Here is a 26,616-nt window from a genome sequence, read left to right on the forward strand (position 1 = left end):
ATGATCAAAGTTGTAGTTAAACGCGGTTAAAGGCTTAAAACTTTAGTTTCTGAGATATTGACTTGTGCAGGCTTTGGCAGCTGGGTGCCGGGCAGAGCCGCAGCCGCAGAACCGTAGGCCACGGATTGGCGCAAAGCTTCCGCAAAGTCCTTCCCTGCGCGGCGGGCCAAAATATAGCCGGCAAGTGCGGAATCACCCGCGCCGACGGTGGATGCGACAGCCGTAGGAGGTGGGGTAGCAGCCCAAGCGCCATCTGCAGTAACGAGAACTGCGCCAGCACCGCCCAAAGTGACGAGAACCTCATCGACGCCACGACCAACCACTACGCGCGCGGCTTCGACGACGCCTGAGTAGTCGCCCTGTTCCGCGGCGGCCTCGAGTGCATTTCCGTCAGTATCGGTGAGCTGGCCGAGTTCAAGCCCATTGGGCTTGAGTAGATTCGGTGCGGACTCGTTGAGGCGCTCTGCAAGGGCGACCATCGGGGCGTCGGAAGTGTCGACGGCGATGCGTGCTTGGGGCGCGGCGGAGCGGATGGCGTCGACAAGCGTGGCGTACCAATGCGTGGGAACGCCCTTGGGCAGGGAACCCGCAAGCACCACCCATTCCGCGCCGATGGAAAGCGCGGCCAGTGAGGAGGAAATGGCAGACTGGACTGTCTCGTCGAGCTCAGGGCCAGGGCCGTTGACCTTGGTGGTGCGGCCACCTGGCTCGGTGATGGTGGTGTTGGTTCGGACAGAACCAGGCATAGATACGGCATCGAAGGGAATGTTGCCGTCTTCCATCAAGGTAAGGAAGTGATCGCCCTTGCGTGCGGGCAGAAGAGCGACGGATTTCTCGCCGGCAAGGTGCACCGCGTGCGTGACGTTGACGCCTTTGCCGCCTGCGACCTGCGAAACCAGGCTGGCGCGGTGAACTGCGCCAGGATTGATGGCTTCTTGGAGGTTTAGGGTGGCGTCAATACTGGGGTTGGGGGTCAATGTGAGAATCATTGTGGAGACTCGTCCCTTTCGCAGTTTGCGTATATTGGGAGAAAGCTAGCTGGACGGTGGTCGAGCGCAGATTTCTGCTCCCTGTTGATTGTTGTCTGGTTATGTCCGAAAGTCAATCAAAAGAGTGTGGTATTCGTTGCTTTTTCGCCCGATCTGTGATGATCTAGGGGGAGAGCAAATCCCCTCCCAAAGGAATGTGTGATGGAAAACGAATCTCAATCAACCATCAAGGGCACTGGCGTCGTTGCCGGTGTCGCATACGCCGAGGCCGTGTGGGTGCGTCCTCGTCCAGAACTGCCAACTGCTGGGGAGCTAATCGATGAAGAAAAGCGCGACGGCGAGTATGACCGATTCCTAGAGGCTGTCGATATCGTGGCAAGCCGCCTCGAGCAGCGTGCGGCCGGCGCAGAAGGCCAGGCGGCTGAGGTGCTGGGCGCTACCGCCGGCATGGTCAAGGACCGCGGCTGGCACAAGGCGGTGCGCAAGTCCATCCGTGCAGGCCGGCCGGCGGAGTACGCAACCGCGAGCGCGACTGAGAAGTTTGTCACCATGTTTGAAGCAGCAGGCGGTGTGATGGCCGAGCGCACGACGGACCTAAAGGACGTGCGCGACCGCGTTATTGCGCAGCTGCGTGGCGAGCAGGAGCCAGGTCTGCCGATGGTCACCGGAGAAGCAGTGCTGCTTGCTGATGACCTCGCGCCCGCCGATACCGCAACCCTCGACACCGCACACATCAAGGCTTTGGTCACCGAGCTCGGTGGCCCGACGAGCCACACGGCGATTATCGCTCGCCAGCTGGACATTCCATGCATCGTGGCCGTGGGCGCGGAGCTGCGTGACATTGAGGCCGGCGCGCTCGTGTTCGTGGACGGCTCTATTGGCGCGGTGAACTTGGGTGCAGACCGCGAGGAGTCTTTGCGGGCGGTAGAGGAATACCGCGAGAAGGCTGTGCGAGTGGCGCAGTGGCGTGGCCCGGCGCAAACTAAGGATGGCCATCGCGTGCAGCTTTTGGCCAACGTCGCGGACGGCAACGCGGCGCGTATCGCGTCGGATTCCCAGGCGGAGGGCATTGGTCTTTACCGCACTGAGCTTTCCTTCCTCTCTGCGAGCGAGGAGCCGACGGTGGATGAGCAGGCGCGCATCTATGGGAAGGTCTTTAACGCCTTCTCGTCTTCCAAGGTGGTTGTTCGTACCTTGGATGCGGGTTCAGATAAGCCGATTTCTTATGCCACCATGTCTTCCGAGGAAAACCCTGCGCTTGGCGTGCGTGGTCTGCGTATCGCACGCGATAACGAGGCGCTGTTGACTCGCCAGCTGGATGCCATTGCGCAGGCTTCCGCAGACCGTGGCGACGATGCCCCGACGTGGGTTATGGCGCCGATGGTCGCTACCGCCGTTGAGGCGAAGTGGTTCGCGGGTCTTTGTCGCGAGCGTGGCCTTACTGCGGGCGCCATGATTGAGGTTCCAGCGGCGGCTTTGATGGCCGATACCATCATGCCGCATCTAGACTTCGTCTCCATTGGTACCAATGACTTGACGCAGTACACCATGGCGGCGGATCGTCTTTCCCCGCAGCTGGCATATCTTACTGATCCATGGCAGCCGGCAGTGCTGCGCCTTATCCAGCACACCTGCGTGGTGGGCCAGGATAACAATGTTCCGGTTGGCGTATGCGGCGAGGCGGCAGCGGATCCGCTGCTTGCCTGCGTGCTGACTGGCTTGGGCGTGAACTCCCTGTCGGCGGCTTCCACGGCTGTCGCCGGCGTGGGCGCACAGCTTGCGGAGCTGACGTTCGAGCAGTGCCAAAAGCTTGCCGACGCCGCCATCAACGCCGAGGGCCCATCCGAAGCCCGAGCGGCAGCGCTCGCTTTGTTGGACGAGTTCTAAAACATAAAGATAGCCCCGCTTTTGGCGGGGCTATCTTTGTATGTGCCGATGCTACTTATCGGCGGCGATGACTACTTCGATTTCGCGCTCGCGAAGCGCCTCGATGAAGCTTTCTGGTGCGGCGGCATCGGTGATGACGACGTCGATATCCGCGATGGAGGCGAAGCTGACCAAATAATCGTTACCGAGTTTCGAGGAATCGCAGAGGACCACGACCTTGTGGGCGTTGGTGACAAAAGCGGACTTGATGGCTGCCTCTTGGGAATCTGCGGTAGACAGGCCGTGGTCGAGGGTGAGCGCATTGGTGCCGATGAAGGCGACGTCGGCACGCATGAGCGCCATGGTGCGCAGTGCAGTATCGCCCACGACTGCCTGGGTTATGGCGCGGACGGTGCCGCCGAGCAGCTGAACGTCGGGAACGCCGTTGCTTGCCAAGGAAAGCGAGATGGGCAAGCTATTGGAAACTATCGAAAATTGCCCTGCGGCGAATTGTTGACCGATGAGGTCTGCCAGGGCATTGGTGGTAGTACCCGCGTCGAGGAAGACGCTGCCGCCGGCGTCTGGGAGGAACTGCATGGCGGCGCGTGCGATGGCAATCTTGGCGCCGGTAGCGGAACGTTGCCGAGTGTCGAGGGTCAGCTCTGCGGTTTGGAAGGACTGAGAGGCCACAGCGCCGCCATGCACGCGGTGCACAACGCCTTCGCGGTCTAGGACCGCGAGATCGCGACGAATGGTTTCAGCGGTGACGTCGAAGCGCTCGGAAAGCTCGGTGACGTTGACGCGTCCCTCAACTGCGGTGAGGGAGGCGATCTGACGGCGACGCTCCTCTGCGTACATAGGGTCCTCCAAAGATCTGCCCAGGAACGGGGTGGGGGCTAGACAGCCTCCGTCTATTGGGGGTAAAGCGGAAGCTGTTGCCGGAATAATACTGGCTTGCCTCTAGTTTTCCAGAAATCCCTACGAATCGGAACGAAACAAAGAGTTTCACATATCGCTAATCTTGCATGCGGACGCCGAAATTTTCTTTAGCTGCAGATTTGCAAAATGTGACTTTAAACGCCGGCCAATGGACAACCGGAAAATTACGCATAAAAGGGGGTATTTTCGGGCATCCGTTGGCCGGCGTTGAAGCAGCGGAAGTGGGTGGTTAGAGCTTGCGGAACACCGAAACTACCTTGCCCATGATTTCTGCATCGTCACCCTTGATTGGGGAGTAAGCATCGTTGTGGGGCAGGAGCCACACACCCGAGGAATCCCGGTGGAATTCCTTGACGGTGGCTTCCTCGCCGTCGAGAAGCGCGGCGACAAACTCGCCTTCCTCGGCCACCGACTGCGAACGAACGATGACCCAGTCACCGTTGAGGATGCCTGCGTCCTGCATGGAGTCTCCCACAACCTGGAGCATGTATAGTTCGCCGTTGCCAACTACGTCATCTGGCATGGGAAAGTAGGTGTCGATGTTTTCTTCGGCGGTAATCGGCGAACCTGCGGCAATGCGGCCGACCACCGGAATATAGGAAACTGCGGAAGCGTCCTCTGGGGTGGCGTCGACAGACTGCTGCGGTTCTTCCTTGGGTGAGGCCTTGCGCCCTGGCTTCTTGGGCTCTTCCTCATTGAGGTGGCGTACATCGACGGCGCGGGGCTTGTTTGGGTCGCGGCGCAGGAAGCCTTTTTCTTCTAGTTGCTTGAGCTGATAGGCCACAGAAGAGGTGGACTGGAGGCCGGCAGCGTCGCCGATTTCGCGGATGCTTGGCGGGTAGCCGCGGAGCATGACTGCGTCGTGAATGACGTCGAGGATGCGGCGTTGGCGCGGCGAAAGGGAGTTGATGTCGGGCTTAGCGGAATTTTTAGCTGGCTTGCGTGGCACAGTTTCTCCTCGGCGGGGGTGGAAGTTGCCGCGCGGCTTCCGTCGCGGCTTGGGTTGTTCGAACTTGGGTTGCTCGAATTTTCGAAAAGCTTCCCTTCTTTTCTACCACGTGGGGGACAAATGTTCGAGAAATTTGCCGGAGGTGTGGACAAACTTTCGAAAAGTTGTTATAAATCGAACATAGCAACTAATTCGAACGGATTATCGATGAAACTTTTCGAACATGTCGCAGCAGAAAAGTACTCTGCAACCATCAGTTAATCGCAACACACAAACACTGGAGAATCTCACAATGGCTATCGCACTCAACACCGCATCCACCTATGTTACTTCCACTAATGCTCGCCGCGCGTACCGCGCTCGCGTCGTGCCGGCAGCCTCTGTTTGGGATGCGGATGTCTACGATGCCCGTCGCGCTGGGGTAACCGCAACACCCCACGATGTTCGAACCCTTAGCGTGGATAATCGAACATACGGAGCCCCTATCCGCCGCTGCGCGAATTCTGAATCCGCTGGTCATGGCGAGCAAGAATATTCGCGTGCGCAATCGAATCGTGCGAATTATCTGTTGGGCGCTGTCTTTGGTGCAGCAGTGTTCATCGGAACTGTATTCGGAGGCTTGACTGCTGACACTGGTGCTGTCCACACCGAGAACGCCCAAGTGGTTCAGGCAGGCGTTACGCACTAGCCGCCGCTGCACGCTAACCCCGTCGCGCGTTAGCTGCCGTCGCGCGTTTGGCTAGGCAGCGCTTGTGGCGTGCGGTTCTGTGGGCGTGCGGCAGTGTTGGTGTGGGAAAGTAATCACTCGGCTTGGATGCCGGCCGGAAAATGGCATCCCCAGTTGTTTGGGCAGTACACTAAATGCGGTCTTAACGCCTGCCTTCCACGTGTGGGAGGTGGATGACGTGAAAGTGAAAGGAACCGTGCGGTGTACTGCCCGTTTTGTCATTATGAACAGTCGCGAGTCATCGACTCTCGTGTAGTCGACGCCGGCACCGCCATCCGCCGTCGGCGCGAGTGCGCCTCCTGCAAAGGCCGTTTCACCACGATGGAAAAGGCGGTTCTTTTGGTGGTTAAGCGCAACGGTCTGGCGGAGCCGTTCAGCCGCGACAAGCTAATCCGCGGCGTCCGTCGCGCTTGCCAGGGACGCGACGTCAGCGACGACGCTTTGAAAAAGCTAGCCCAAGAAGTAGAGGAGACCGTGCGCAGCCACGGTTCCTCCCAGGTCAATGCCAACGACATTGGCCTTGCAATCCTCGAGCCGCTGCGTGACCTTGATGAGGTGGCCTACCTGCGCTTCGCGTCCGTTTACAAGTCCTTCGAAAGCGCCGACGATTTCGAATCCGAAATTCGCCTGATGCGCCGCCGCGACCGCGATAACTTTTAAGAGCCGCAGTGCCAGCCTAGGGCTGGTGCTCGTTTGCGGATGCTGGCAAACGGCGTATGGCCGCGTCTGGAGCTAGACGGCGTGGTGATTAGCGGAGCTTGTCCACCGCCTTTTGGATGCGGCGCAAGGATACCGGGTGCGCGGTGCCGAGGCGCTGAGCAAAAAGTGAGACGCGTAGTTCCTCGACCATCCAGTAGATGTCCTTGACCTCGCGGGTTTTGGCGCGTCCGGCGGGCAGGTTGCGCAGGCGATTGTTGAGGTAGGCTTTGGCCTCATCGACTTCGGCCTGCCGGTCCGCGTCTTTGTCTGGGTCTATTGCCATCTCATCTAGACGAATCCGCATAGCCTGTACGTAGCGCGGGAGATGGCGCAGGTGCGCCATGCCATGCACGGTGATGGCGTTTTCGGGAAGCAGGAACTTCAGCTGCTCGCGCATATCGTCAATTGCAGGTCCTTCCCATTGTTTGAGCTCGGCACGCAGGTTCGCATACTCGGCAAGCCCTGGCGCGATTGCCACCACGGATTGCCGGACGCGGCCAGGCACCTGGGGCTTGACGACGTCGCGAAGCTTGGCGAAGCCCTCCGGCGACCGAGGCGCACCGCCGGCTTCGACCATGAGATCGCGAATGGCAGCCACCCGCGCATCGCCAACGAGGCCTTCGGCGCCGCCGTGAGGGTAGGCGTCGACAGCCACGCGCTGCTGCAAGGGCAGACCCTTGACCATCTGTTGGTGATTGACGTTAATCTCCCGCAGGAGCAGCGTCAGAGTGGTGGTCAACATGGCGGCGTCGGCAGCGGCCTTGGTGGGGTGAACCTTCAGGGAAACGCCGTCCGTGGTTGCCACGAGCGCGGGGTACGCGGTGACCTCATGGCCGTCAACCACCGTTTGGACTTCCTCGTCAATAGTGCCGAGCGTCTCCGGCGTCCACTCTTTGACGGCCTTCGACTCAGACTTGCGTCCGACCCGCGAGACTGAGGACTTGATGTGCCCCGCCTGGCGCTGCACGAGCGCTGCGAGGTCCCGGTCAGAATCGATAATCTTCCCGCGCTTATCCACCGCAGCGTAGTTCATCTGCAGGTGCGGCGGCAGGCTGGATGGCCGGAAGTCGGAAGCGTTGATCCCTTGGCCGCCGAGCTCGCGGAGGACGTCGGCAAGCTGCTGCGTCAGGGGGCCTTCATAAGGGAGCAGACGCGGCAGGGCACGCTCTGCGAACTCCGGCGCGGGAACCACGGTGCGACGCAACGCCTTCGGCAGGGAACGGATTAGCTCCGTGGCCAACTCCAGGCGTAGGCCCGGCACCAGCCAATCGAAGCCCTCCGTATCCAGCCCTGCAAGCAACGGTACGGGCACCATCAAGGTGACGCCATCGAGGGGATCCCCGGGCTCGAACTTATAGCTCAAGTCATAGTCAATCGAACCCTTCAGCCACCTATCCGGAAACGCCTCCTCCGTGACGTCGTGGTCTTCCTCGATAAGCTTTTCCGGGTCGAAGTCCAGCAGGTCTGGGGTCTTGTGACGCTGTTTCTTCCACCACGAGTCGAAGTGCCGGCCCGTGGTGACCTTGGCGGGGATACGTGTGTCGTAGAAATCGAAGAGCGTGTCCTCCGAAACCACCAGACCCCGGCGTCGTGCCTTGTCCTCAAATTCGGCGGCCTCTTCCAGCTTTTTCACGTTGTCGTGGAAGAAGTGGTGGTGGGTATTCCACTCGCCTTCAATTAGCGCAGAGCGGATGAACATATCGCGTGCGGCCGTCGGGTCGACGCGGTGATAGGGCACCGTGCGGTCTACCACGATGGGGACGCCGTAGAGAGTCGAGCGCTGCGTGGCCACGGCGGCGGCGCGCTTGCGCGACCACACGGGATCGGAATAGTTGTGCCGTAGCAGGTCCGCGCCTAGCTTTTCCACCCACGCGGGGTCGATGGCGGCTACGTCGCGTGCCCACAGGCGCGAGGTTTCGACGAGTTCGGCGGCCATTAGAAATTCCGGCGGCTTCTTCGCCAGCGCGGAACCGGGGAAGACTAGGAAGCGAGTATTGCGGGCACCGTGGAATTCCTTGGAGTTGCCATCGCGCGCGCCGATGTTGGACAAAAGGCCCGCTAAAAGCGACATATGGATGTCATCGGGGCGGCGTTCGGTGGCTTCTTGCTGGTTCCATCCGAGCTGCTTGGCGACGTCCCTAAGCTGGCGCACCAAGTCAAACCACTCGCGGATGCGCATGTAGTGCAGGAATTCCTTCTTCATGCGCTTGCGGAAGGCATTGCCGCTCATCTCGGTGCGGGCGTCCTTGAGGAAATCCCACAGGTTGAGCATGGCGAGGAAGTCGGAGGAGGCGTCCTTAAAGCGCGCGTGGGCTTGGTCGGCTTGCGCTTGGTATTCGAGGGGGCGCTCGCGAACGTCTTGGATGGTCATGGCCGCGACGATGACCATGACGTCTTCCAAGCAGCCGGAGCGGTGGGCCTCGACGAGCATGCGCGCCATGCGGGGGTCGACGGGGATGCGGGAAAGGTCGCGGCCGATGTCGGTGAGAACCGGAAGACCGTCTTTTTCCTCTTGCGAGTGCAGGGCGCCGAGCTCGCGGAGGAGCAGCAGGCCATCGCGAATGGCCTTGTTCTCCGGCGGCTGCACGAAGGGGAACTCCGAGATATCGCCTAGGCGCAGCGAAATCATCTGCAGGATGACGCTGGCCAAGTTGGTACGCAGGATTTCGGGGTCGGTAAATTCTGGGCGGGAGGCGAAGTCCTGCTCGGAGTACAGGCGGATGGCAATGCCGTCGGCAACACGGCCGCAGCGGCCGGAACGCTGGTTGGCGCTGGCCTGCGAAATTGGCTCGATGGGCAGGCGCTGGACCTTGGTGCGGGTGGAATAGCGCGAGATACGCGCGGTGCCGGTGTCTACCACGTATCGAATACCCGGGACCGTCAGCGAGGTCTCTGCGATGTTAGTGGACAGCACGATGCGGCGGCCGCGGTGCTCGGAAAAGACGCGGTGCTGCTCGTCGTTGGACAGGCGGCCAAACAGTGGGGTGACCTCAACGCCGCGCCACTTGCGCGCCTCGATGGCCTCTTGCGCGTCGCGGATATCGCGCTCGCCGGGGAAGAAGCAGAGGATGTCGCCTTCTCCTTCTGCCATGAGCTCCTCGATGGCCTCGCACAGGCCGTCTAGCGGATCTTGATCGACGACCTTGCCCCCAGCTTCGAACTCGAGCGGCCGGTAGCGAATTTCCACCGGGTAGGTGCGCCCGGAGACCTCGATGATGGGCGCGGGCTTTCCCTCACCGTCTGCGAAGTGCTGGGCAAAGCGCTCTGGGTCGATGGTCGCGGAGGTGATAATCACCTTGAGATCCGGGCGCTTAGGCAGCAGGCGCTTTAAGTAGCCCAGCAGGAAATCAATGTTGAGGGAACGCTCGTGAGCCTCATCGATGATGATGGTGTCATAAGCATTCAGGAAGCGGTCGCGCTGCATCTCCGCGAGCAGGATGCCGTCTGTCATTAGTTTCACGGCAGTGGTAGCAGACACGCGATCATCGAAACGGATGGCGTAGCCCACGGACTCGCCGATCTTCTGATCCATCTCCTGCGCGATACGCTCGGCGACGGTGCGCGCGGCTAGACGACGCGGCTGGGTATGGCCGATCAGCCCCTTGCGGCCACGGCCTAGCTCGAGGCAGATCTTAGGGATCTGCGTGGTCTTACCGGAGCCGGTCTCGCCGGCGATGATGACCACCTGGTTATCGCGGATGGCTTCTGCGATGTCGTCCTTGCGGCCGGAAACCGGAAGGGTCTCGGGGTAGGAAATAGGGGGAACGGCGGCGTCGATTAGCGCGACGCGCTCGCGGGCTTGTTGGATATCGCCCCCGATTGCGGTGAGGGCTTGGGGCGAGCGGGCCTTGCGAAGGCGGCGTCGGAAAGCGCGGGCATCTTTGGTAGAAACCTCGTCGAGAGCGGCGTAAAGCTCGTCGCGGGTGGGCGTTGAAGAAGTCGTCATAGCTGGTTGTGAATTCTACTAGTCGTCGTAAGCGGCGGGAAATGTTGATAGGGTGGGTGCGATCAAGGCAAAAGAAAATGAATTTGAATAGAGGGGATTGAAGATGTCTTCACCTTTTGGATCTGCAGGCGACGGCAAGGATTTCCCGCGTTATGAGCCAACCAACCACCCGGAGGACCGTCCTGACTACGGCTTGCCTTCCTACGGTAGCTACAACGCGGGCGGGAACGCTGGCTACGACGAGCAGCCACAGGGCGGCGTGGGCTACAACGGCCCGGTTTCTGCGACGAAGGCTATCGGCTGGGCATTCCGCACGGCCTTTGGTAACTGGCAGCTGTGGATTTTGGGTTCGCTTTTGATGTTGGCTGTATTCGGCATCCTCGGTGCCGTTGTGGGATTCATCTTGGCCTCCAACGGCGACGGCAACGCCGCGTTCACGGGCAATATCTTCTCCAACGTGATCACGCAGGTGATTTCCTTGCTGGTCTCCTTGTTCGTCATGCGTCTGGCGCTGTTCCAGATTGATGACCCGAAGACTGGCTGGTCCTACATCGGTAAGGACGTGCGATGGGGCAATACCTTCCTGATGCTGCTGATCATCGCCCTCGTGTCCTTCGTGGTCATGATTTTGGCCGTCATGGTCTTTGGTGGCACCGCCTTTGCCACGCTCACCAGCGCGGACATTCAGGACGAGGATGCAGCTCTGGCGGCTGCTGGCACCGTCTTCGGCATCCTGGCAGTGATGGTCATCATCGGCTGGCTGGTCACTCCGCTGTACAAGCTGATGCCATGGTTCGCAGCTGACGGTGACTCCATTGGCGATTCCATCAAGAAGGGCTTCATGGCGGGCAAGGCCAACTACGCGCAGCTGCTGCTCTACGCGTTGATGATGTTCGGCCTGGGTATCGCTTGTATCTTCACGCTTGGTCTGGGCCTTTTCATCTTCGCTCCAGTTTCCTTGCTGGCTGAGGCGCACTTGTTCCGCCAGTGCGCTGGCCGCTACGTACAGGCCTAAAGATAAAAGAAAAATCCTCGGTTCCAATCAAGGAGCCGAGGAATTTTTTATACGTTGCGCGAGCGCTGCAGTGCTTCTTCGAAGGCTGCGGTAACCAGCGCGCCGAACTTGCGGAACTCTTCGGCGCGAGCGGCGGAGCTGCGGAAGACCAAGCCCACCTCGCGCTCAGCGGTAACGCTTGGGTCGAAGCGCGAGACCTGTAAGTGCGGGTTGGTGCACTCGGTGGCAATGGCCGATTCCGGAACCAAAGTAGCGCCCAGCCCGCCCATAACTAGCTGCAAGATGGTGGTCAAAGAGGATGCACGAGTAACTGAGTTAGTGGCCTCAGACGCGTTGATATGCGCGCGGCGGCACAGATCGAGGATTTGATCGCGGAGGCAATGGCCGTCGTCGAGAAGCAAAAGCTTCAGGCTATCTAACTCTGCAGGGGTGAGGTCCTCGCGGCCTGCCAGGGCATCATTGTTGTCGGTGACCACGACGAAGTCCTCCGTGTACAGCGGCACGTCCACCATGCCGGCGGCCTCGGAGGGCAGGGCGATGATGGCAAGATCTAACTGGCCGTCGCGCAGCTTGCCCAAAAGGTGCTCCGTCTGCTCCTCCACGAAGCGCGGCTCGAGTTCTGGGTAGGTCTCGGTGATAGACCGCAGCAGGGTAGGCAGGATATATGGCGCGATGGTGGGGATAACGCCGATGGTCAGCGGCCCAGTGAGGGTACCGTGGGCACCGCGGGCATGGGCATGGAACGCATCGGCGGCCTCGAGCGTTGCTTTAGCGTAGGGCAGGAGCTCTTCGCCGTTGGCGGTGACTATTACCTTGCGCGTGGAGCGCTCGATGAGTTGAATTCCAAGGCCCTGTTCGAGGGCCACGAGGGCTTGGGAGAGGGAAGGCTGGGAGATTTCCAGCTTTGCGGCGGCGGTGCCGAAGTGTTTGTTCTCCGCGATGGTGACGAATGTTCGCAGCTGAGCGAGTGTGGGACGGTACTCTTTATTGTGCATGCCTATAACTGTAACATCCATCGATAGGATTTCCTATTGACATGCGCAACGGATGTTGGCATACTTGGCTGCGCAGGGGCTTTAGGCCCTACAAGCGCTGGAAGATGCGCAGCCCAGAATTTTGATTCAACATCTAATAAGGAGATGTCTTTCATATGCCTATCTTGACCGTTGGCGAGAAGTTCCCAGAGTTCGAGCTCACCGCACTGAAGGGCGGCGACCTGCACGACGTTAACGCTAACCAGCCTGAGGATTACTTCGAGCAGGTTTCCCTGGACAAGTACGAGGGCAAGTGGAAGGTCGTCTTCTTCTACCCGAAGGACTTCACCTTCGTTTGCCCGACCGAGATCGCTGCTTTCGGCAAGCTGGATGAGGAGTTTCAGGACCGCGACACCCAGATCCTCGGCGGCTCCACCGATAACGAGTTCGCTCACTTTAACTGGCGCGCAACCCACCCAGAGCTGAAGGAAGTTCCTTTCCCGATGTTCTCTGACATCCGCCACGACCTCATCCGCGCCCTCGGCGTTGAGAACGCTGACGGTGTTGCTGACCGCGCAACCTTCATTATCGACCCAGACGGCGTTATCCAGTTCGTTTCCGTTACCCCGGACGCTGTCGGTCGTAACGTCGACGAGGTTCTGCGCGTTCTGGACGCACTGCAGTCCGAAGAGGTCTGCGCTTGCAACTGGGAAGCTAATGACCCAACCAAGAACATCAACAAGATGGACGTTGTTCAGTCTGCTCTCTAAGGGTGACTAAACCGCGCGTGCTAGGCCGCGCGTGGTAGTCACGCGTGACAACGTAGTCACGCGTGATAATAAAGCCCCTCGGGCAACCGAAGGGGCTTTCCTTTGAACTTCTTCTGAAAAACACTTATCAAAAACGCTAAGGAGCAAAAGATATGTCTATCGATAACCTGAAGTCTTCCCTTCCGGAGTACGCAAAGGACCAGAAGCTGAACCTGGGCACCCTCACTCGTTCCACCGAGCTGAACGAGGAGCAGCTGTGGGGCTCCATGCTGGCTGCTGCTGCCGCAACCCGCAACGACACCGTTCTTTCTGAGATCATGGAAGAGGCAAAGGAGCACCTTTCCGCTGAGGCTATCGAGGCCGCGCTGGGCGCTGCCACCGTCATGGCAATGAACAACGTTGCATACCGCGCTAAGGGCTGGATGGGCGAGGACTACGCTCAGGTTAAGTTCGGCCTGCGCATGAACATCATTGCTAAGCCGGGTGTGGAGAAGGCTAACTTCGAGCTGTGGAACACCGTTGTTTCCGCAATCAACGGCTGCGAGCACTGCCTGGTTGCTCACTCCAAGACCCTGCAGGAAGAGGGCATGACCAAGGAGCAGATCTGGGAGGGCGTCAAGATCGCTGGCGTTATCCAGGCTATCGCTCAGACCATTCAGGTTGAGGCTGCTCGCTAAAAGCACTTTTAAAGGCTCGCACGGTGAAATATCGTGCGAGCCTTTTTGGCGTTTTAACGCCGCGCTAGCCGACGGCCACCCCAAACAAGGTACCGATTCCATAAGTTACGGCCAGACCCGCGGCGCCGCCGATGAGCAGGCGGATGACTGCGCGGGCGGAGTTGGTGCGGGCAAGGCGGGCGGAAATATAGCCGGTAAGCGCAAGCGCTAGGAGCGTAACCAGGGCGACGGCCCAGCCGGCTGCGGCGGAAGGCGCGATGAGGATGGCAAGCATCGGAAGCAAGGCGCCGGCGAGGAAGGAGACCGCCGACCAAAAGGCGGCATGCCAGGGGTTGGTGAGGTCATCGCCGTCGATGCCGAGTTCCAGCCGCAGGTGGGCATCGAGCGGGTCATTATCGGCGATTTCGTAAGCCGTGCGGCTCGCGGTTTCCACACTCATGCCGTAGCTCGCGAGCATCTCCGTGAGCTCGGCGTGCTCCTGCTCAGGAAACTCGGCGAGCTCCCAGCGTTCTTTGGCAATGAGTGCGCGCTCGGAGTCGCGCTGCGCAGACACCGAGACGTATTCGCCCAAGGCCATGGAAGCTGCGCCGGAGACCGTGGCCGCAAGACCGGCGGTCAAGATTGTTTGATCGCTGGCACCAGAACCAACGACGCCGAGCAAGAGCGCAGCGACCGATACGATGCCGTCGTTTGCGCCCAGCACGGCTGCGCGTAGCGAATTGAGCCGCGAGTTATGGCTTGCCGCGTGTGGCTCGGTGGGGTGGAGCATATCAACCATGGTCTTCACCTTTTGTCCTTTCGACTCTTATTGTCGTCGCAGGTCAAAGGGCTTGTCTAGCATGGTTAGGCTGCGCTGGCGGCGCGCAGCAGACCCTTTCCTAAGTTAGTGCTCGATACGCAGCTCCGCTAGGCGCACCTCGCCGGCTGCATCGGAGGCGTCGAGATCCACGCGTCCAACGAACTGATAGCCGTGATCGCCCTCAGGATCCTTGATTACCTGGCGTACCTCCCACAAGCGGGTGTCCTGGCCGGAAACGCGGAAGAACTCCGGGCCACGGGCGGCGGGGCCGGAATCGATGTCGTCGTATTCGTCGAAGTAGTCGTCGAGGACAGCGCCGAAGTCGGGGACCTCGTCCAGGTAGTCCAAAAGCTCGGCCAGCCGATCCTCTTTTTCGAGCGCGAAAAGCTGCACCAAGCGGAAGAAATAATTGCGCACCATGATGCTAAACGCGCGGCGGTTGGACGTTAGGGCAGAAGGGTCCTCAACGCCGAAGGCCAGCTCGCGCTCCAGGTCCTCCTGGGAAATCGGCGAATCCTCGCCGGCCATCTGCGCCCACTCGTCCACGAGGGAGGAATCCACCTGGCGGATGAGCTCGCCGAGCCAAACGACGACGTCGGCAAGCTCCTCGCTCATGTATTCCTCCGGGATGGACTGCTTGAGCGTGCGCCAGGCGTCCGTGAGGTAGCGCAGGATAACGCCTTCGGAGCGAGCCAAGCCGTAGGTGGCCACCAGGTCCGAGAAGGTCATGGCGTTTTCCAACATGTCGCGGACCACGGACTTCGGGCGCAGCTCAAACTCCTTGACCCACGCGTTGGTCTCCGCGAAGGTGTCATAGGCCTGCTCGAGCAGCTCCTCCAGTGGCTTTGGCCAGGTGATGTCCTCAACGATGGCCATGCGCTCGGTGTAATCGACGCCGTCGGCCTTCAACGCGGCAATCTCCTCGCCGCGGCGCTGATTCTGCTGGGCCACGAGCACCTGGCGCGGGTCATCGAGGATCGCCTCAAAAACGGAAATGACGTCTAAGGTGTAAGTCTCAGACTCTGGGTCCAGCAGCGTGAGTGCGGCGAGAGCAAAAGGCCCAAGCGGCTGGTTCAGCGCGAAGTCTCGAGGCAGTTCGCGGACCAAGTGATAGGGCCGGCCGTAAATGTCCAGGCCCTTGGTGGACTTTTGCACCACGCCGGAGTTCAGCAGGCCGCGGAAGAGCTCGATAGCGGTCAGGATGTCCTGGTTCTGCTTGCTACGGGTGTCATGGTTGGTACGCAGCAGGTGCTTCATATGCTCGTACCCGTTGCCGTGGCGGGCAAGCACGTTCAGCAGCATCGAGTTCGAGACCCGGAACTGCGAAGTCAGCTGCTCCGGCTCGGCCTCGGTCAGGCGGGCGAAGGTCTTCTCGGACCACGAGACCTCGCCATCGCGCGGGGACTTCTTCTTAAGCTTCTTCAGCCGCGCCGGGTCGTTGCTGAGGCGACGCCGCGCCTTGGCGTTTTCGATCTCATGCTCCGGGGCCTCAACGATGACGGTGCCCTCGGTGTCATAGCCCGCGCGGCCCGCGCGGCCGGCAATCTGGTGGAACTCGCGGGACTTCAAAATGCGTTTGCGTTGACCATCGAACTTGGCCAGGCCGGTCATCAGCACCGTGCGAATCGGCACGTTGATGCCCACGCCCAGGGTGTCGGTTCCGCAGATGACCTTAAGCAGCCCCTGCTGCGCAAGCTTCTCGACGAGGCGGCGGTACTTCGGCAACATACCCGCGTGGTGGACGCCGATGCCGCGACGCAAAAGCTTGGACAAGTCGCGGCCGAAGGCGGTGGAAAAACGGAAGTGCGCCAGCTCCTTGGCAATAGCTTCCTTTTCCTCCGGCGTGATGATGCCAGATAGGGAAGTCAGCGCTTGGGCGCGCTCGGCGGCCTCACGTTGGGAGAAGTGCACCACATAGACCGGCGCCTTACCGGAGGAGAGGATTTCCTCGATGGTCTCGTGGACCGGGGTAAACACGTAGGAGAAATCCAGCGGCACCGGGCGGGTGGTGCCGGCCACCAGCGTGGTCTCGCGGCCGGTGCGCTCGGTTAAGTCCTTTTCCAACCAGCCGGTATCGCCCAGGGTGGCAGACATCAGCAAGAATTGCGTCTTCGGCAGCTCCAGCAGCGGCACCTGCCAGGCCCAGCCGCGGTCCGGCTCGGAGTAGTAGTGGAACTCGTCCATGACTACCTGATCGATGGCAGCATCAGCGCCGTCGCGAAGCGCAATGTTCGCCACAATTTCTGCCGTGGCAGCGATGATGGGAGCATTGCCGTTGACCGTAGCGTCTCCCGTCATCATGCCTACGTTCTCGGCGCCGAAGATCTCGCACAGGGCGAAGAACTTCTCGGAGACCAAAGCCTTAATCGGCGCGGTATAAAAACTGCGCTGGCCACGCGCCAAGGCGATGAAGTGCGCGGCATTTGCCACCATGGACTTGCCAGAGCCCGTGGGCGTGGCAAGGATGACGTTATCGCCAGCGAGGATGCCCAGCGAGGCCTCCTCTTGGGTTGGGTACAGCGAAATGCCGCGCTGCGTGGTCCAGCTAGTAAAGGTATCCCAAATCGCCTCGTCAACGAGGGAATCAGGAACTTCGGCGAGATCGGGCAGCAGCTGAGAAAGATTCACCTTCCCCACCTTAGGGGATGAAGGCGCCGCCGTGTGGAAAGAGGCTAGTTCTCGCCTTCCTGATTATCTTCATCATCTTCTGCAGCGCGATCGGCGGCATCTTCGCGGTCATCGATCTCGCTGTCCAGAACCTCGTGGCGCTGCTCGGAATCACCGTCCAGGTTCGCTAGGAAAGCCTGGAACTCCGCACTGATTTCCTCGCCGGAGGGCACGGATTCCTCACCCGGCAGCAAAGCATTCGGGTGCTCCTTGCGGTAGCGCTCGTGGTAGTGGTCATACTGCTGCTCGAGCTGCTGGACCACGGAGGAAACCTCCTCGGAATCCATGACCTGTTCCTCGAGCTGCTGGTTCACGCGCGTGATGTCTTCTTCTAAGCTGCGCAGAGGCAGGTTGAGGCCTGCGGCATTCGACACCGAGTTCAGCAGGGAGAAAGTACCCTGCGGATACGGTGAGGAAGCCAGGTAATGCGGGACCGAAACGGTAAAACCAGCGACGTTGCGGCCCTTTTTATCCAGTGCTTTTTCCAGGAAGAGGGCAGCCGAGCCTGGAACCATCATGGTCTGCTCAATCTTCATCATGCGGCCTACCAACTCAGGGGAGTTGCCGTGCGCGGTAATCACCGTGGGGCGCGTATGCGGAACCGGCATCGGGGCGGCGTAGAGAAGGATCGTGTCGTGTACATCGAACTTCTCTGCAATGCCCACGACGGCTTCGGTGAAAGCCTCCCAGCGCAGGTCCGGCTCAGGGCCGGAAAGCAGCAGGAAAGACTTGCCGGAGTTATCGCGCAGCACCTTGATTCCGAGCTCAATGTTTTCGATTTCTACGGTGCGGTCATGGTCAATGGTGACCATGGGGCGGCGCGAGCGGTAGTCCATGAGCTCGTCGCTATTGAAGGAGGCGAGCTGGCGGCTTTCCAGCGCGGCCTTCAAGTGATCGGCAGAGGCCTCCACCGCCTGGCCGGCATCGGCATAGCCGTGCATAGCCACGATCATCGTGGGGCCTTTATCCTCACTGGAAGAATCCTTCACCACTGGGGCTGGGTATTCCAATTCGTAGATGCGCCTTTGATCATCATGCATGCGTGCGATACCTCCTTAACCTGTGCTCCGACAATACAGCTTCGGAAGACACTTACCGCTTTCAACACCGAGCCTTAAACAAGTATTCCTGAATTTCGCCCTTTAGGATCCTAAAAGCCCCGGATGGCAGGTGGCGTCGCGATGAGTTATCCACAGATTCGGCCGTTTTGGAAAACTGACCCTAGTGTGTGGCCCGCGCGCTCGCGCATAGTGAGTGCTATGAGCAAGCAAGACACACATCAGCACAGCTATCCACCGATCAACACCCCGGGACACCTTTTGGCCAACCTGCCAGGAGTGCTCGGGTTCTATCCCACCGATTCCGTAGTCTTTCTAACCTTCGAGCCTTCACCACACGGCATAGCGTTGGGCCCCGTCGCACGCGTGGACTTCGCAGACGCCAAGGCGGCGACGGAGGAAGTCTGGCAGACAATTACCACCGACCGCACCGAGGGCGTCTTCGCCTTCTTTATCACCCAGCGCCCACCCAGCGAAGTCGACACATTGGCCGAGTGGATGTACGGCTTGCACAAGCACAACGACGGCATGGACATCGACGCCGCCTGGCATACCCCGGAGATCATCACCGGCGGCAGCTATGAAATTCTCTTCGGCGCCGTCAACCACGAGGGCAAGGGGCCGATGAAGAATTGGCAGGAAGGAAAGATTCCACCGCTGACTTCTGCGCCCACCATGCACCACTGCGTGGATAAGGACTTTATCCCGGAGCTAACGCGTGAGGAGCTCTATGCCAAGCTCGCGCCGGGCAATAACCAGGTAGGAACGGTGTTGGGCCGCGAGATTGCAGAGCGCGCACGGGCTGCGGCACAGCAATTCCGTGAAGAGATCGAGCTCTACGAGGATGACCCAGAGTTAGCGCTTGAGGAGTTCCTGGATGATGCGTGGTGGCAGCTGCGCGCGGTGCAGGATTTACACGCCACGCTTGGCGACGTCGAGGCTCTCGAGACCGCCGCCACCTGGCTGGCCACCACGTGGTCGCGCGACCTGGTCATCGAGAAGCTCTGCGAGCGGCCAGACAAAGCGGCCATCCTGATGCTAGCCACGGCGAAGACCTTCGAGGGAGTCATCCGCTATAACGCGCTGGTGCTTTATGCCATCGCGCAGCTGCAGATGGAGCGCTACCAGCTGGCAGGGCCAGCGCTGAATATCCTGCTGGAGGAAGCCCCAGAGCATACCTTCGGCAATCTGGTCCACCAGCTCTACCGCAAGGGACTAGCAAGCCAGCTGACCGAAGCCCTGCGCCATTCCTCTGGGGTTGCGCGTTCCATGGCGCTGCAAGCCCGGGACGGCAAAGTGGCTTAGCGCTTGGCGGAATGAGCCTTATCGCCGAGCTGCTTGGTGAAGTTCCAAGCATCGGTGACGATGGTGCGCAGATCCGTGCGGGTGGGGTTCCATCCCAGTTCGGCCTTGATCTTCTCGGAGGAAGCAACCAGGGTGGCTGGGTCGCCGGCGCGCCGGGGAGCAATCTCTGCCGGGATTTCGTGGCCGGTGACCTCGCGGCACATCTCGATGACCTGCTTGACGGAGTAGCCATCGCCGGAGCCCAAGTTGTAGATGCGGTGGGTGCCCGGCTCGTTGCTCTGAAGCGCGAGCAGGTGTGCCTCGGCGAGGTCGCGGATGTGGATGTAATCGCGCACGGCGGTGCCATCGGTGGTGGGGTAATCATCACCGAACATGAAGATCTTGTCGCGGTGGCCTAAAGCTACTTGTAGCACCAGCGGAATCAGGTGGGTCTCCACCTCGCGGTTTTCGCCGATGAGGCCGTAAGCGCCCGCGACGTTGAAGTAGCGCAACGAAGTGGCGCCTAGGCCATAAGCCTTGGCAAAGGAGGTGATGATGTAGTCGATGGACAGCTTGGACGCGCCATAAGGGTTGGTGGGTTGGGTCGGCATGTCCTCGGTGATAGGCACCTGCTGCGGCTCGCCGTAGGTGGCGGCGGTAGAGGAGAAGACCAGGTTGTTGACACCGTGAGCGCGCATGGCGTTGAGCAGCTTCAGGGAGGTGACAACGTTGTGCTCCCAGTAGTCGGCAGGGATTTCCACCGACTCGCCAACTAGCGAGCGGGCAGCGAAGTGGACAACTCCGTCGAAGCCGCCCTCGGAGAGCACCTCATCGGCAACGTCGGCGACATCGCCTTCTACCAGGCGCGCGTTTGCCGGAACTGCCGCGCGGTTGCCGGTTGTGAAGTTATCGATGATGGTGACTTCGTGGCCTGCTTCCAGCAGTACCGCCGCGCAGACGGAACCGACGTAGCCTGCGCCGCCAGTGACTAGGAGTTTCATCTACTTCACCTCAATGCGGATAGCGTGTGCCAGATCGTCGAGCAGCTCAATCTTGGCGCCTGATTCGGTGGTAAGGGTCACCGCACCGTTGGCGTTGACCACGGTGACGGGCGCGCCCACGACGACACCGGCTGCGTTGATATCGCGGAACGTGGCGGAATCTACCTGCAGGATCTCGTTAATCTGCGTGATCGTAGCTTTGGTCTCTACACCGTTGGGAAGGTCGATGGCGCGGGTGCCGCTCGGTGTCTCGCCAACCTCGATGCCTAATTGATCCAACGCCGGGATGGGGTTGCCGAAGGGGGAGCGGGTGGCGTCGGAAAGCACGGCGACAACGCGCTTTTCTACTTCCTCGCTCATGACGTGCTCCCAGCGGCAGGCTTCGTCGTGGACCTTGTGGATGTCGAGCCCCAGGACGTCGGTAAGCAAAAGCTCCGCGAGGCGGTGCTTGCGCATCACGGCCGTGGCGAGCTCGCGGCCCTGGGCGGTGAGGTCGAGGCTGCGGTCGGTGCGCACGTGCAGCAGGCCATCGCGTTCCATGCGTGCAACGGTCTGAGATACCGTGGGCCCTGACTGCTCAAGGCGCTCGGCGATACGCGCGCGCAGGGGCGTGATGCCTTCTTCCTCAAGCTCGTAGATGGTACGCAGGTACATTTCAGTGGTATCAACTAGGTCCCTCACGTGGGCATACCTTTCTGCACGATGGTGAAAGGCGCCGTGAGCAAAAAGGCCGGAACGCACCTTTCGGTGCGGGCGACATGGCTCGCAGCGTCTTCGAACAATAACTAAACAATACCGCACTTTGCCGAGCCTGCTTCCGAAAGGGATAAACGCATCTCTTGCTTTCGGCGCGGTGTAACTTCACATATTCTACCTATAAAAGGTTGAAACCCTGTCAGCTACTTCCTATTAAAGGGGAAGAGGCTGACAGGGTGAAGAGAATTTCTCAGGAGAGGGCTAAAGATTAGAGCGCGTACTCACGCAGGCGGTCTGCACGGTTGCCGTCACGCAGCTTGGCCATGACCTCGCGCTCAATCTGGCGCACACGTTCACGGGAAAGGCCAAACCTGCGGCCAATCTGATCCAGGGTGCGCGGGACACCGTCGTCCAAGCCGTAGCGCAGGCGGATGACGTCCTGCTCGCGCTCCTCAAGGGTGTCGATGACGCCACGGATATCGGAGTGACGCATGGCCGCCACAACGGCGGATTCGGCGTCGGTAGCTTCGGCGTCCTCGATGAAGTCACCCAGTGGTGCTTCCTCATCGGTGCCCACGGGCATGTCGAGGGAGACAGGATCGCGCGACTGACGCAGCAGCATCTCGATCTTGGATTCCTCGATGCCGGACTCTTCAGCCAGCTCCTCATTGGTGGCCTCGCGGCCCAGGGACTGGTACATCTCACGCTTGATGCGGGAGAGTTTGTTGACCTGCTCTACCAGGTGGACTGGCAGACGGATGGTGCGGGACTGGTCAGCCATGCCGCGGGTAATGGCCTGACGGATCCACCAGGTGGCGTAGGTGGAGAACTTAAAGCCCTTTGCGTAATCAAACTTCTCCATGGCGCGGATAAGGCCCAGGTTGCCTTCCTGGATGAGATCCAGAAGTGGCATGCCGCGGCCGGTGTAGCGTTTCGCAAGCGAAACGACGAGTCGGAGGTTTGCCTCCAGCAGGTGGGAGCGTGCCTTCTTGCCTTCCCGGACCAGAATTTTGAGATCACGCTTTTCGGCGCGGGTGACCTTTTCTGCATTCGCCAGCTTGTACTCGGCGTAGAGACCAACCTCGATGCGCTGGGCGAGTTCTACCTCATCTTCAGCGCTAAGCAGTGCGGTTTTGCCGATGCCGTTGAGATAAACACGGACCAAGTCGGCGGAAGGGTTGTCATTGGTCTGGTTGCGGCGTGAGCCGCGGTCTACCTCCTGCTCCTCTTCATTTGAATTGTTTCCAAGGTCAGCGGCCTTGGTGTGGGACTTTTCAGCCATCTCTAGCCTCCTGAGGTTGCGGCTTTGTACATGAGGTACAACGAAGCGCTTGTGCGTTTAGTTCCCCGGGATAGAAAATTACTCAAAAGTAGTGCACACATTAAGGAGGCCCTCCCCGCATACGGGGGAGGGCTCACTCATGGCATGGGCAGTTTGGCCTTGTAGTTGGCCATTGGGGCCGGCTAGCTACGCACTTTGACCAAGTATCGGTAGATGGTCGGCTCGGAGACTCGAAGGCGCTCTGCCGCGGCGGCGATTCCGCCCTTCAAGAGGAAGAAGCCGCTATCTTCGAGGGCGCGAACGACCTCGATGCGCTCGTCGCGCTGCATGCGTCGGACAGGCACGGACTGGGTAGAAATCGCGGAATCCAGCATGGAGTCCAACAGGTTCTCTACGTTGTCACGCAGCGATTCGCTGACCGCCTCCTCTGGCTCTGGTTGCGGGGCCAGAGCAGTCACAGCAGCCTGGGCTGCGCTTGCTCCCGGGTAGCCGCCGAAGGCTTGGGCCTTATCCGGTGCTTCCTCGGTGTTGCCGATGAGGAAGCTGGCGGCGTTGCGGATTGCTACGAGATCCGAGATGTCGACGTTGATGCACAGCATGCCGCGCATATGGCCGGTCTCGTCACGCAGGAAGTAGCTAGAGGAGTGGCAAATCTTGCCCTCCGTGTTGACGGCCCGGTAGCCGGTCATCATGGGGACGGCGGAGGCGTCGCCTTGTTTCATAAACCACAGGGCGAAATCAGTTACAGGCCCGCCAATCTGGCGGCCGGAGATGTGGCCGTTCGCAATGGCGATGATTGACTGATCTGGGACATCGAGATCGTGCAGAACGATCTCAGTGTTTGGGCCCAAGGCCTGGCCTAGAAATTCGACGAGTGGTACGTACTGCCCGAGGAAATCTTGGTCTATGCCATGACTGTTGAGTTCATTCATCAGCTGAAGCATGTCCTTTAAGTTCCTGACACTTTAAGAAAGTTGGATAGATATTAACACGACAAAAAGCGGGTAAACACGAGCGGCCAAGCGCTGTGTTCACCCGCTCAAGGTGTGCCTTACGGCAGTATTAGCCGCAGACTGGGATAGGTGGGTGGATAGCCAGTGCAAGGCCACCCTGGGAGGTCTCGCGGTACTTGGCGTTCATATCCTTACCCGTCTTGTACATCGTCCAGATGACGTCATCGAGGCTGACGCATGGCTTGGACTCGCGCTCAAGGGCCATGCGGGCGCTGGTGATGGAGTCAACTGCAGCGACTGCGTTGCGCTCGATGCACGGAATCTGTACCTGGCCCAGGACCGGGTCACAGGTCAAGCCGAGCTTGTGCTCCATAGCGATTTCGGCTGCGATGCAGACCTGCTCTGGGGTAGCGCCCATGAGCTGAGCCAGACCGCCGGCGGCCATGGAACAGGCGACGCCGACCTCGCCCTGGCAACCAACCTCTGCACCCGAGATGGATGCATTCATCTTGTACAGCGAAGCAATCTGGTTGCAGGCGAAGATGTAGTCGGAGAACATCTCCTCGGTGACTGGCTCAACGAACTTGTCGTAGTAGGCGATGACTGCTGGGACGATGCCGCAAGCGCCGTTGGTAGGAGCGGTGACCACGCGGCCACACGAAGCGTTTTCCTCGGAGATGGAAAGCGCGAACATGTTGACCCAGTCGAGGATGTTGAGGCCATCGTGCGGCTCATCCGTTTCCAGCAGGCGCTTGAGCGCAGCAGCACGGCGTGGGACGAGGAGCTGGCCCGGCAGAGGGCCGTCAGTTGATGAGCCACGCTCGATGCCGGTGTACATGACATCGCGGACCTTGCGCATGTGCTCCTTGACCTCTTCTTCGGTGGCGTGTGCCAGCTCGTTGGCCATGCCCAGCTCTGGAAGAGTCAAGTTGTGCTGCTCGCAGAGGGCGAGCATTTCCTGTGCGCTTGCGTAGGCGTAAGGAACCTTGACGTTGTCCTCGCCGCGCTTTGCAAAATCTTCCTGGGAGACAATGAAACCGCCGCCGATGGAGTAGTAGGTCTTGTGGAGCAACTCTTCATCACCGTTGAAGGCGATGAGGCACATGCCGTTCTCGTGCATCGGCAGGTACTCGTTGTGGAAGTAGAAGCCGCCTTCCTTCGGGAAATCGACCTCGCGGGTACCACCGAGCATGAGCTTTTCGGAGGTGCGAACGTTCTTCACGAATTCGTTGATGCCGTCGATGTCTACGGTCTCTGGCACCTCGCCGGCCAGGCCCAGGAGGATGGCCTTATCGGTGGAGTGACCGATGCCGGTAAGCGAGAGGGAACCGTACACGTTGGCTTGAATGCGGGTGACGTGGTCGAAGATGTCCTTTTCTTTCAGCTCATCTACGAACGCCTTACCAGCCTTCATTGGGCCAAGCGTGTGTGAGCTTGAGGGGCCGATACCGATCTTGAACATATCGAAAATGCTGATGAACATTGCTTTTCCTTGAATCTTCCGAGGGGGAGAGGGGGTCCGGGGGTTTCTAGTGTTTAGAAAGCCTGGACGATGGTGTAGAGGATGGTGGCGACAGCTACCAGGCCCATAAAGAAGACGAAGTAGTTGGAAGCCTGGCCCTTGAAGCGCTGCAGTGCAGGAACCTTGTGGATTGCCCACATCGGGATGAGGAAGAGGATGAGTGCAATCGTCGGGCCACACAGGGTCTCAATCATGCCCAGGATGGATGGGTCTGCCCAAGCGGTCAGCCATGCGGTAACCAGCATGAAGATGAGGGTGATGGTGCCGAGCTTGCGAGCGGTTGCAGCGTCGTCCTTGTCGAGGTTCTTGTTGCCTTTGAGGATGAGGCCTTCGAAGCCCTCAGCAGCGCCGAGGTAGTGGCCGAGGAAGGACTTTGCAACAGCGATCATTGCGATAATCGGTGCAATCCACTGGATGATCGGGGTATCGAAGTGGTTAGCCAGGTAGGACAGGATGGTGATGTTCTGGGCTTTTGCTTCTGCCATGTCAGCTGGCGACAGTGACAGTGCGCAGGAGAAGACGAAGAACATAACGACGACGACCATGAGGATTTCTGCGCGCAGCAGGATGGTGCGTGCCTTGACCTCGCCGAACTTGCCGTAGGTCTCGCGGCGGTCAACTGCGAAGGAGGAAATCATCGGGGAGTGGTTGAAGGAGAAGACCATAACCGGAACCAGGAGCATCAGGGTGACGCCCAAGCTGTGGCCGGAAGCTTCACGGGCAACGTTCAGGTCGAAGGAATCGAACAGTGCGGTGTTCCACTTCGGGATGAGGTAGATGGACAGGAGGACCAGGACGGCGATGAATGGGTAGACCAGCCAGGACATGACGTGGACGATGACATCCTTGCCCATGCGGACGATGAGGATGAGGCCGCCGACGAGCAGCAGGGAGGTCAGCCAGCGGTCCGGCGGGGTGACGCCGAGCTGGTTCTCCAGGAAGGAGTTAACCGTGTTGGTGATGGTCACGGAGTAGACCAAGAGGATGGGGTAGACGGACAGGAAGTACAGGATGTTCATGAACACGCCTGCCTTGATGCCGAAGTGCTCCTCGACGACGTCGGTCAGGTCACCGGATGGCTTGGAGCTGGAGAGAACCAGGCGAGCCAGGCCGCGGTGTGCCCAGTAGGTCATCGGCAGGGCAACAACCGTCATGATGATGAGCGGGATGATGCCGCCGATGCCGGCGTTGATTGGGAGGAACAGAACGCCTGCACCGATTGCGGTGCCGAAGAGGGAGAGCATCCAGGTTAGGTCGGAGTTGTTCCACTTCGGTGCGCCGGTGGTGCCGGCGAATGGGGATTCTGCAGGATCGAATCCTGCGGCTTGTTCAGCTTTGACTGCTTTTGAGGTCTTCATGTTCTCAGGCATGTTTGGCTCATTCTCCGGATGGTTAGCGGTGTCTTTCCGCAAGACTGAGTGAGACATTTTTTGGTCTCCTTGATGTCTCTAGTTGGTTGACCGAAGCCTTAGAGCTTGGCGCAACTTTGCAAGTCTTGAGAATTTTCTCGCGGCTACAATTTTGCAACTGCAGTTGGACTTTTCAACTCTGTGTCCTGCAGCTTCAGCCCTTGTTGCTTCGCTGTGTCTTTATCATAAGCCTGTTTGGAGAAGATTTGATAATAAATTATCGCATTGCAAGTACGTTTTTTATCACTCCCTTAAAATTTGAGTTTTGCGCCAGATTGTGCTTTGTTCAACACTCTAAATTAAACAATGAACTACGTCACAGACAAAAAGAAAAAGCGCAGGTAAAAGTACCTGCGCTCGGATGTATTAATCGCCCCTTGGGGTTAATTGATCC

Annotated in this window: 21 protein-coding genes; 7 read left to right on the forward strand and 14 right to left on the reverse strand. The window is 59.7% G+C overall.

The genetic code is table 11. The features are described from left to right. Window positions 1–26: 26 nt before the first annotated feature. Entirely contained in the window at window positions 27–989 is a 963-nt protein-coding gene (locus WM42_RS11980) for a 1-phosphofructokinase family hexose kinase (protein ID WP_062038649.1), read from the reverse strand. Between the two features lie 201 nt (window positions 990–1,190). On the opposite strand from WM42_RS11980, the gene ptsP reads away from it, so the two are divergent. Beyond that, window positions 1,191–2,876, forward strand: a complete 1,686-nt coding sequence (gene ptsP / locus WM42_RS11985) for a phosphoenolpyruvate--protein phosphotransferase (protein WP_062038652.1) — start codon at window positions 1,191–1,193, stop codon at window positions 2,874–2,876. 51 nt (window positions 2,877–2,927) lie between these two features. On the opposite strand, the gene WM42_RS11990 is transcribed toward ptsP, so the two are convergent. Then, window positions 2,928–3,713, reverse strand: a complete 786-nt coding sequence (locus WM42_RS11990; protein WP_062038655.1) for a DeoR/GlpR family DNA-binding transcription regulator — start codon at window positions 3,711–3,713, stop codon at window positions 2,928–2,930. Window positions 3,714–4,023: 310 nt separating this feature from the next. Next, window positions 4,024–4,743: a transcriptional repressor LexA gene (gene lexA, locus WM42_RS11995; protein WP_062038658.1), complete on the reverse strand. Its 720-nt coding sequence runs from the start codon at window positions 4,741–4,743 to the stop codon at window positions 4,024–4,026. Between the two features lie 292 nt (window positions 4,744–5,035). Here lexA and WM42_RS12000 point away from each other — a divergent pair, with 292 nt between their 5' ends. Continuing rightward, on the forward strand, window positions 5,036–5,431 hold the full coding sequence (locus WM42_RS12000) for a hypothetical protein (RefSeq protein ID WP_062038661.1): 396 nt from the start codon (window positions 5,036–5,038) through the stop codon (window positions 5,429–5,431). A 240-nt stretch (window positions 5,432–5,671) separates the two neighbouring features. Next, window positions 5,672–6,130 carry a transcriptional regulator NrdR gene (gene nrdR / locus WM42_RS12005; RefSeq protein WP_062038664.1) on the forward strand — a complete coding sequence of 153 codons (459 nt, stop codon included), beginning with the start codon at window positions 5,672–5,674 and terminating at the stop codon, window positions 6,128–6,130. Window positions 6,131–6,218: 88 nt separating this feature from the next. On the opposite strand, the gene hrpA is transcribed toward nrdR, so the two are convergent. Continuing rightward, window positions 6,219–10,115, reverse strand: coding sequence for an ATP-dependent RNA helicase HrpA (hrpA, locus tag WM42_RS12010; protein ID WP_062038667.1), 3,897 nt, complete (start codon window positions 10,113–10,115; stop codon window positions 6,219–6,221). A gap of 103 nt (window positions 10,116–10,218) precedes the next feature. Here hrpA and WM42_RS12015 point away from each other — a divergent pair, with 103 nt between their 5' ends. Then, entirely contained in the window at window positions 10,219–11,130 is a 912-nt protein-coding gene (locus tag WM42_RS12015) for a DUF2189 domain-containing protein (RefSeq protein WP_062038670.1), read from the forward strand. Between the two features lie 47 nt (window positions 11,131–11,177). Here WM42_RS12015 and WM42_RS12020 read toward each other — a convergent pair whose 3' ends face one another. Then, a complete protein-coding gene (locus WM42_RS12020) occupies window positions 11,178–12,125 on the reverse strand; it encodes a hydrogen peroxide-inducible genes activator (RefSeq protein WP_062039480.1) in 948 nt (315 codons plus the stop codon). A gap of 155 nt (window positions 12,126–12,280) precedes the next feature. Between WM42_RS12020 and WM42_RS12025 the strand changes: the two genes are divergently transcribed. Continuing rightward, complete coding sequence (locus WM42_RS12025) at window positions 12,281–12,874, forward strand: peroxiredoxin (RefSeq protein WP_061922987.1); 594 nt, start codon at window positions 12,281–12,283, stop codon at window positions 12,872–12,874. 152 nt (window positions 12,875–13,026) lie between these two features. Next, entirely contained in the window at window positions 13,027–13,551 is a 525-nt protein-coding gene (ahpD, locus tag WM42_RS12030; protein WP_061922980.1) for an alkylhydroperoxidase, AhpD family, read from the forward strand. 64 nt (window positions 13,552–13,615) lie between these two features. Here ahpD and WM42_RS12035 read toward each other — a convergent pair whose 3' ends face one another. The 3 genes from WM42_RS12035 to WM42_RS12045 all read right to left on the reverse strand — a co-directional run bounded on the left by WM42_RS12035 (window position 13,616) and on the right by WM42_RS12045 (window position 18,057). Beyond that, window positions 13,616–14,329: a VIT1/CCC1 transporter family protein gene (locus tag WM42_RS12035; RefSeq protein WP_082787726.1), complete on the reverse strand. Its 714-nt coding sequence runs from the start codon at window positions 14,327–14,329 to the stop codon at window positions 13,616–13,618. Window positions 14,330–14,434: 105 nt separating this feature from the next. Continuing rightward, on the reverse strand, window positions 14,435–16,978 hold the full coding sequence (locus WM42_RS12040) for a DEAD/DEAH box helicase (RefSeq protein ID WP_062038674.1): 2,544 nt from the start codon (window positions 16,976–16,978) through the stop codon (window positions 14,435–14,437). A 44-nt stretch (window positions 16,979–17,022) separates the two neighbouring features. Further along, window positions 17,023–18,057 (reverse strand): PAC2 family protein, encoded by a 1,035-nt coding sequence (locus WM42_RS12045; RefSeq protein WP_061922971.1) that lies wholly within the window; start codon window positions 18,055–18,057, stop codon window positions 17,023–17,025. 219 nt (window positions 18,058–18,276) lie between these two features. Between WM42_RS12045 and WM42_RS12050 the strand changes: the two genes are divergently transcribed. Beyond that, window positions 18,277–19,380 carry a DUF4192 domain-containing protein gene (locus WM42_RS12050; RefSeq protein ID WP_061922968.1) on the forward strand — a complete coding sequence of 368 codons (1,104 nt, stop codon included), beginning with the start codon at window positions 18,277–18,279 and terminating at the stop codon, window positions 19,378–19,380. Here WM42_RS12050 and galE read toward each other — a convergent pair. The 6 genes from galE to WM42_RS12080 all read right to left on the reverse strand — a co-directional run bounded on the left by galE (window position 19,377) and on the right by WM42_RS12080 (window position 26,183). Then, window positions 19,377–20,360, reverse strand: coding sequence for a UDP-glucose 4-epimerase GalE (gene galE / locus WM42_RS12055; RefSeq protein WP_062038677.1), 984 nt, complete (start codon window positions 20,358–20,360; stop codon window positions 19,377–19,379). The genes WM42_RS12050 and galE overlap by 4 nt on opposite strands. Beyond that, a complete protein-coding gene (locus WM42_RS12060; protein ID WP_062038678.1) occupies window positions 20,361–21,041 on the reverse strand; it encodes a metal-dependent transcriptional regulator in 681 nt (226 codons plus the stop codon). Between the two features lie 283 nt (window positions 21,042–21,324). Continuing rightward, window positions 21,325–22,338 (reverse strand): sigma-70 family RNA polymerase sigma factor, encoded by a 1,014-nt coding sequence (locus WM42_RS12065; protein WP_062038681.1) that lies wholly within the window; start codon window positions 22,336–22,338, stop codon window positions 21,325–21,327. Window positions 22,339–22,520: 182 nt separating this feature from the next. Further along, a complete protein-coding gene (locus WM42_RS12070) occupies window positions 22,521–23,270 on the reverse strand; it encodes a helix-turn-helix transcriptional regulator (protein ID WP_235591267.1) in 750 nt (249 codons plus the stop codon). Window positions 23,271–23,400: 130 nt separating this feature from the next. Then, entirely contained in the window at window positions 23,401–24,774 is a 1,374-nt protein-coding gene (locus tag WM42_RS12075) for an L-serine ammonia-lyase (RefSeq protein WP_061922955.1), read from the reverse strand. Between the two features lie 53 nt (window positions 24,775–24,827). Continuing rightward, window positions 24,828–26,183: an SLC5/6 family protein gene (locus WM42_RS12080; protein WP_061923643.1), complete on the reverse strand. Its 1,356-nt coding sequence runs from the start codon at window positions 26,181–26,183 to the stop codon at window positions 24,828–24,830. Window positions 26,184–26,616: the final 433 nt, after the last annotated feature.

It is taken from the genome of Corynebacterium simulans, from assembly GCF_001586215.1.
Classification (GTDB): Bacteria; Actinomycetota; Actinomycetes; order Mycobacteriales; family Mycobacteriaceae; genus Corynebacterium; species Corynebacterium simulans.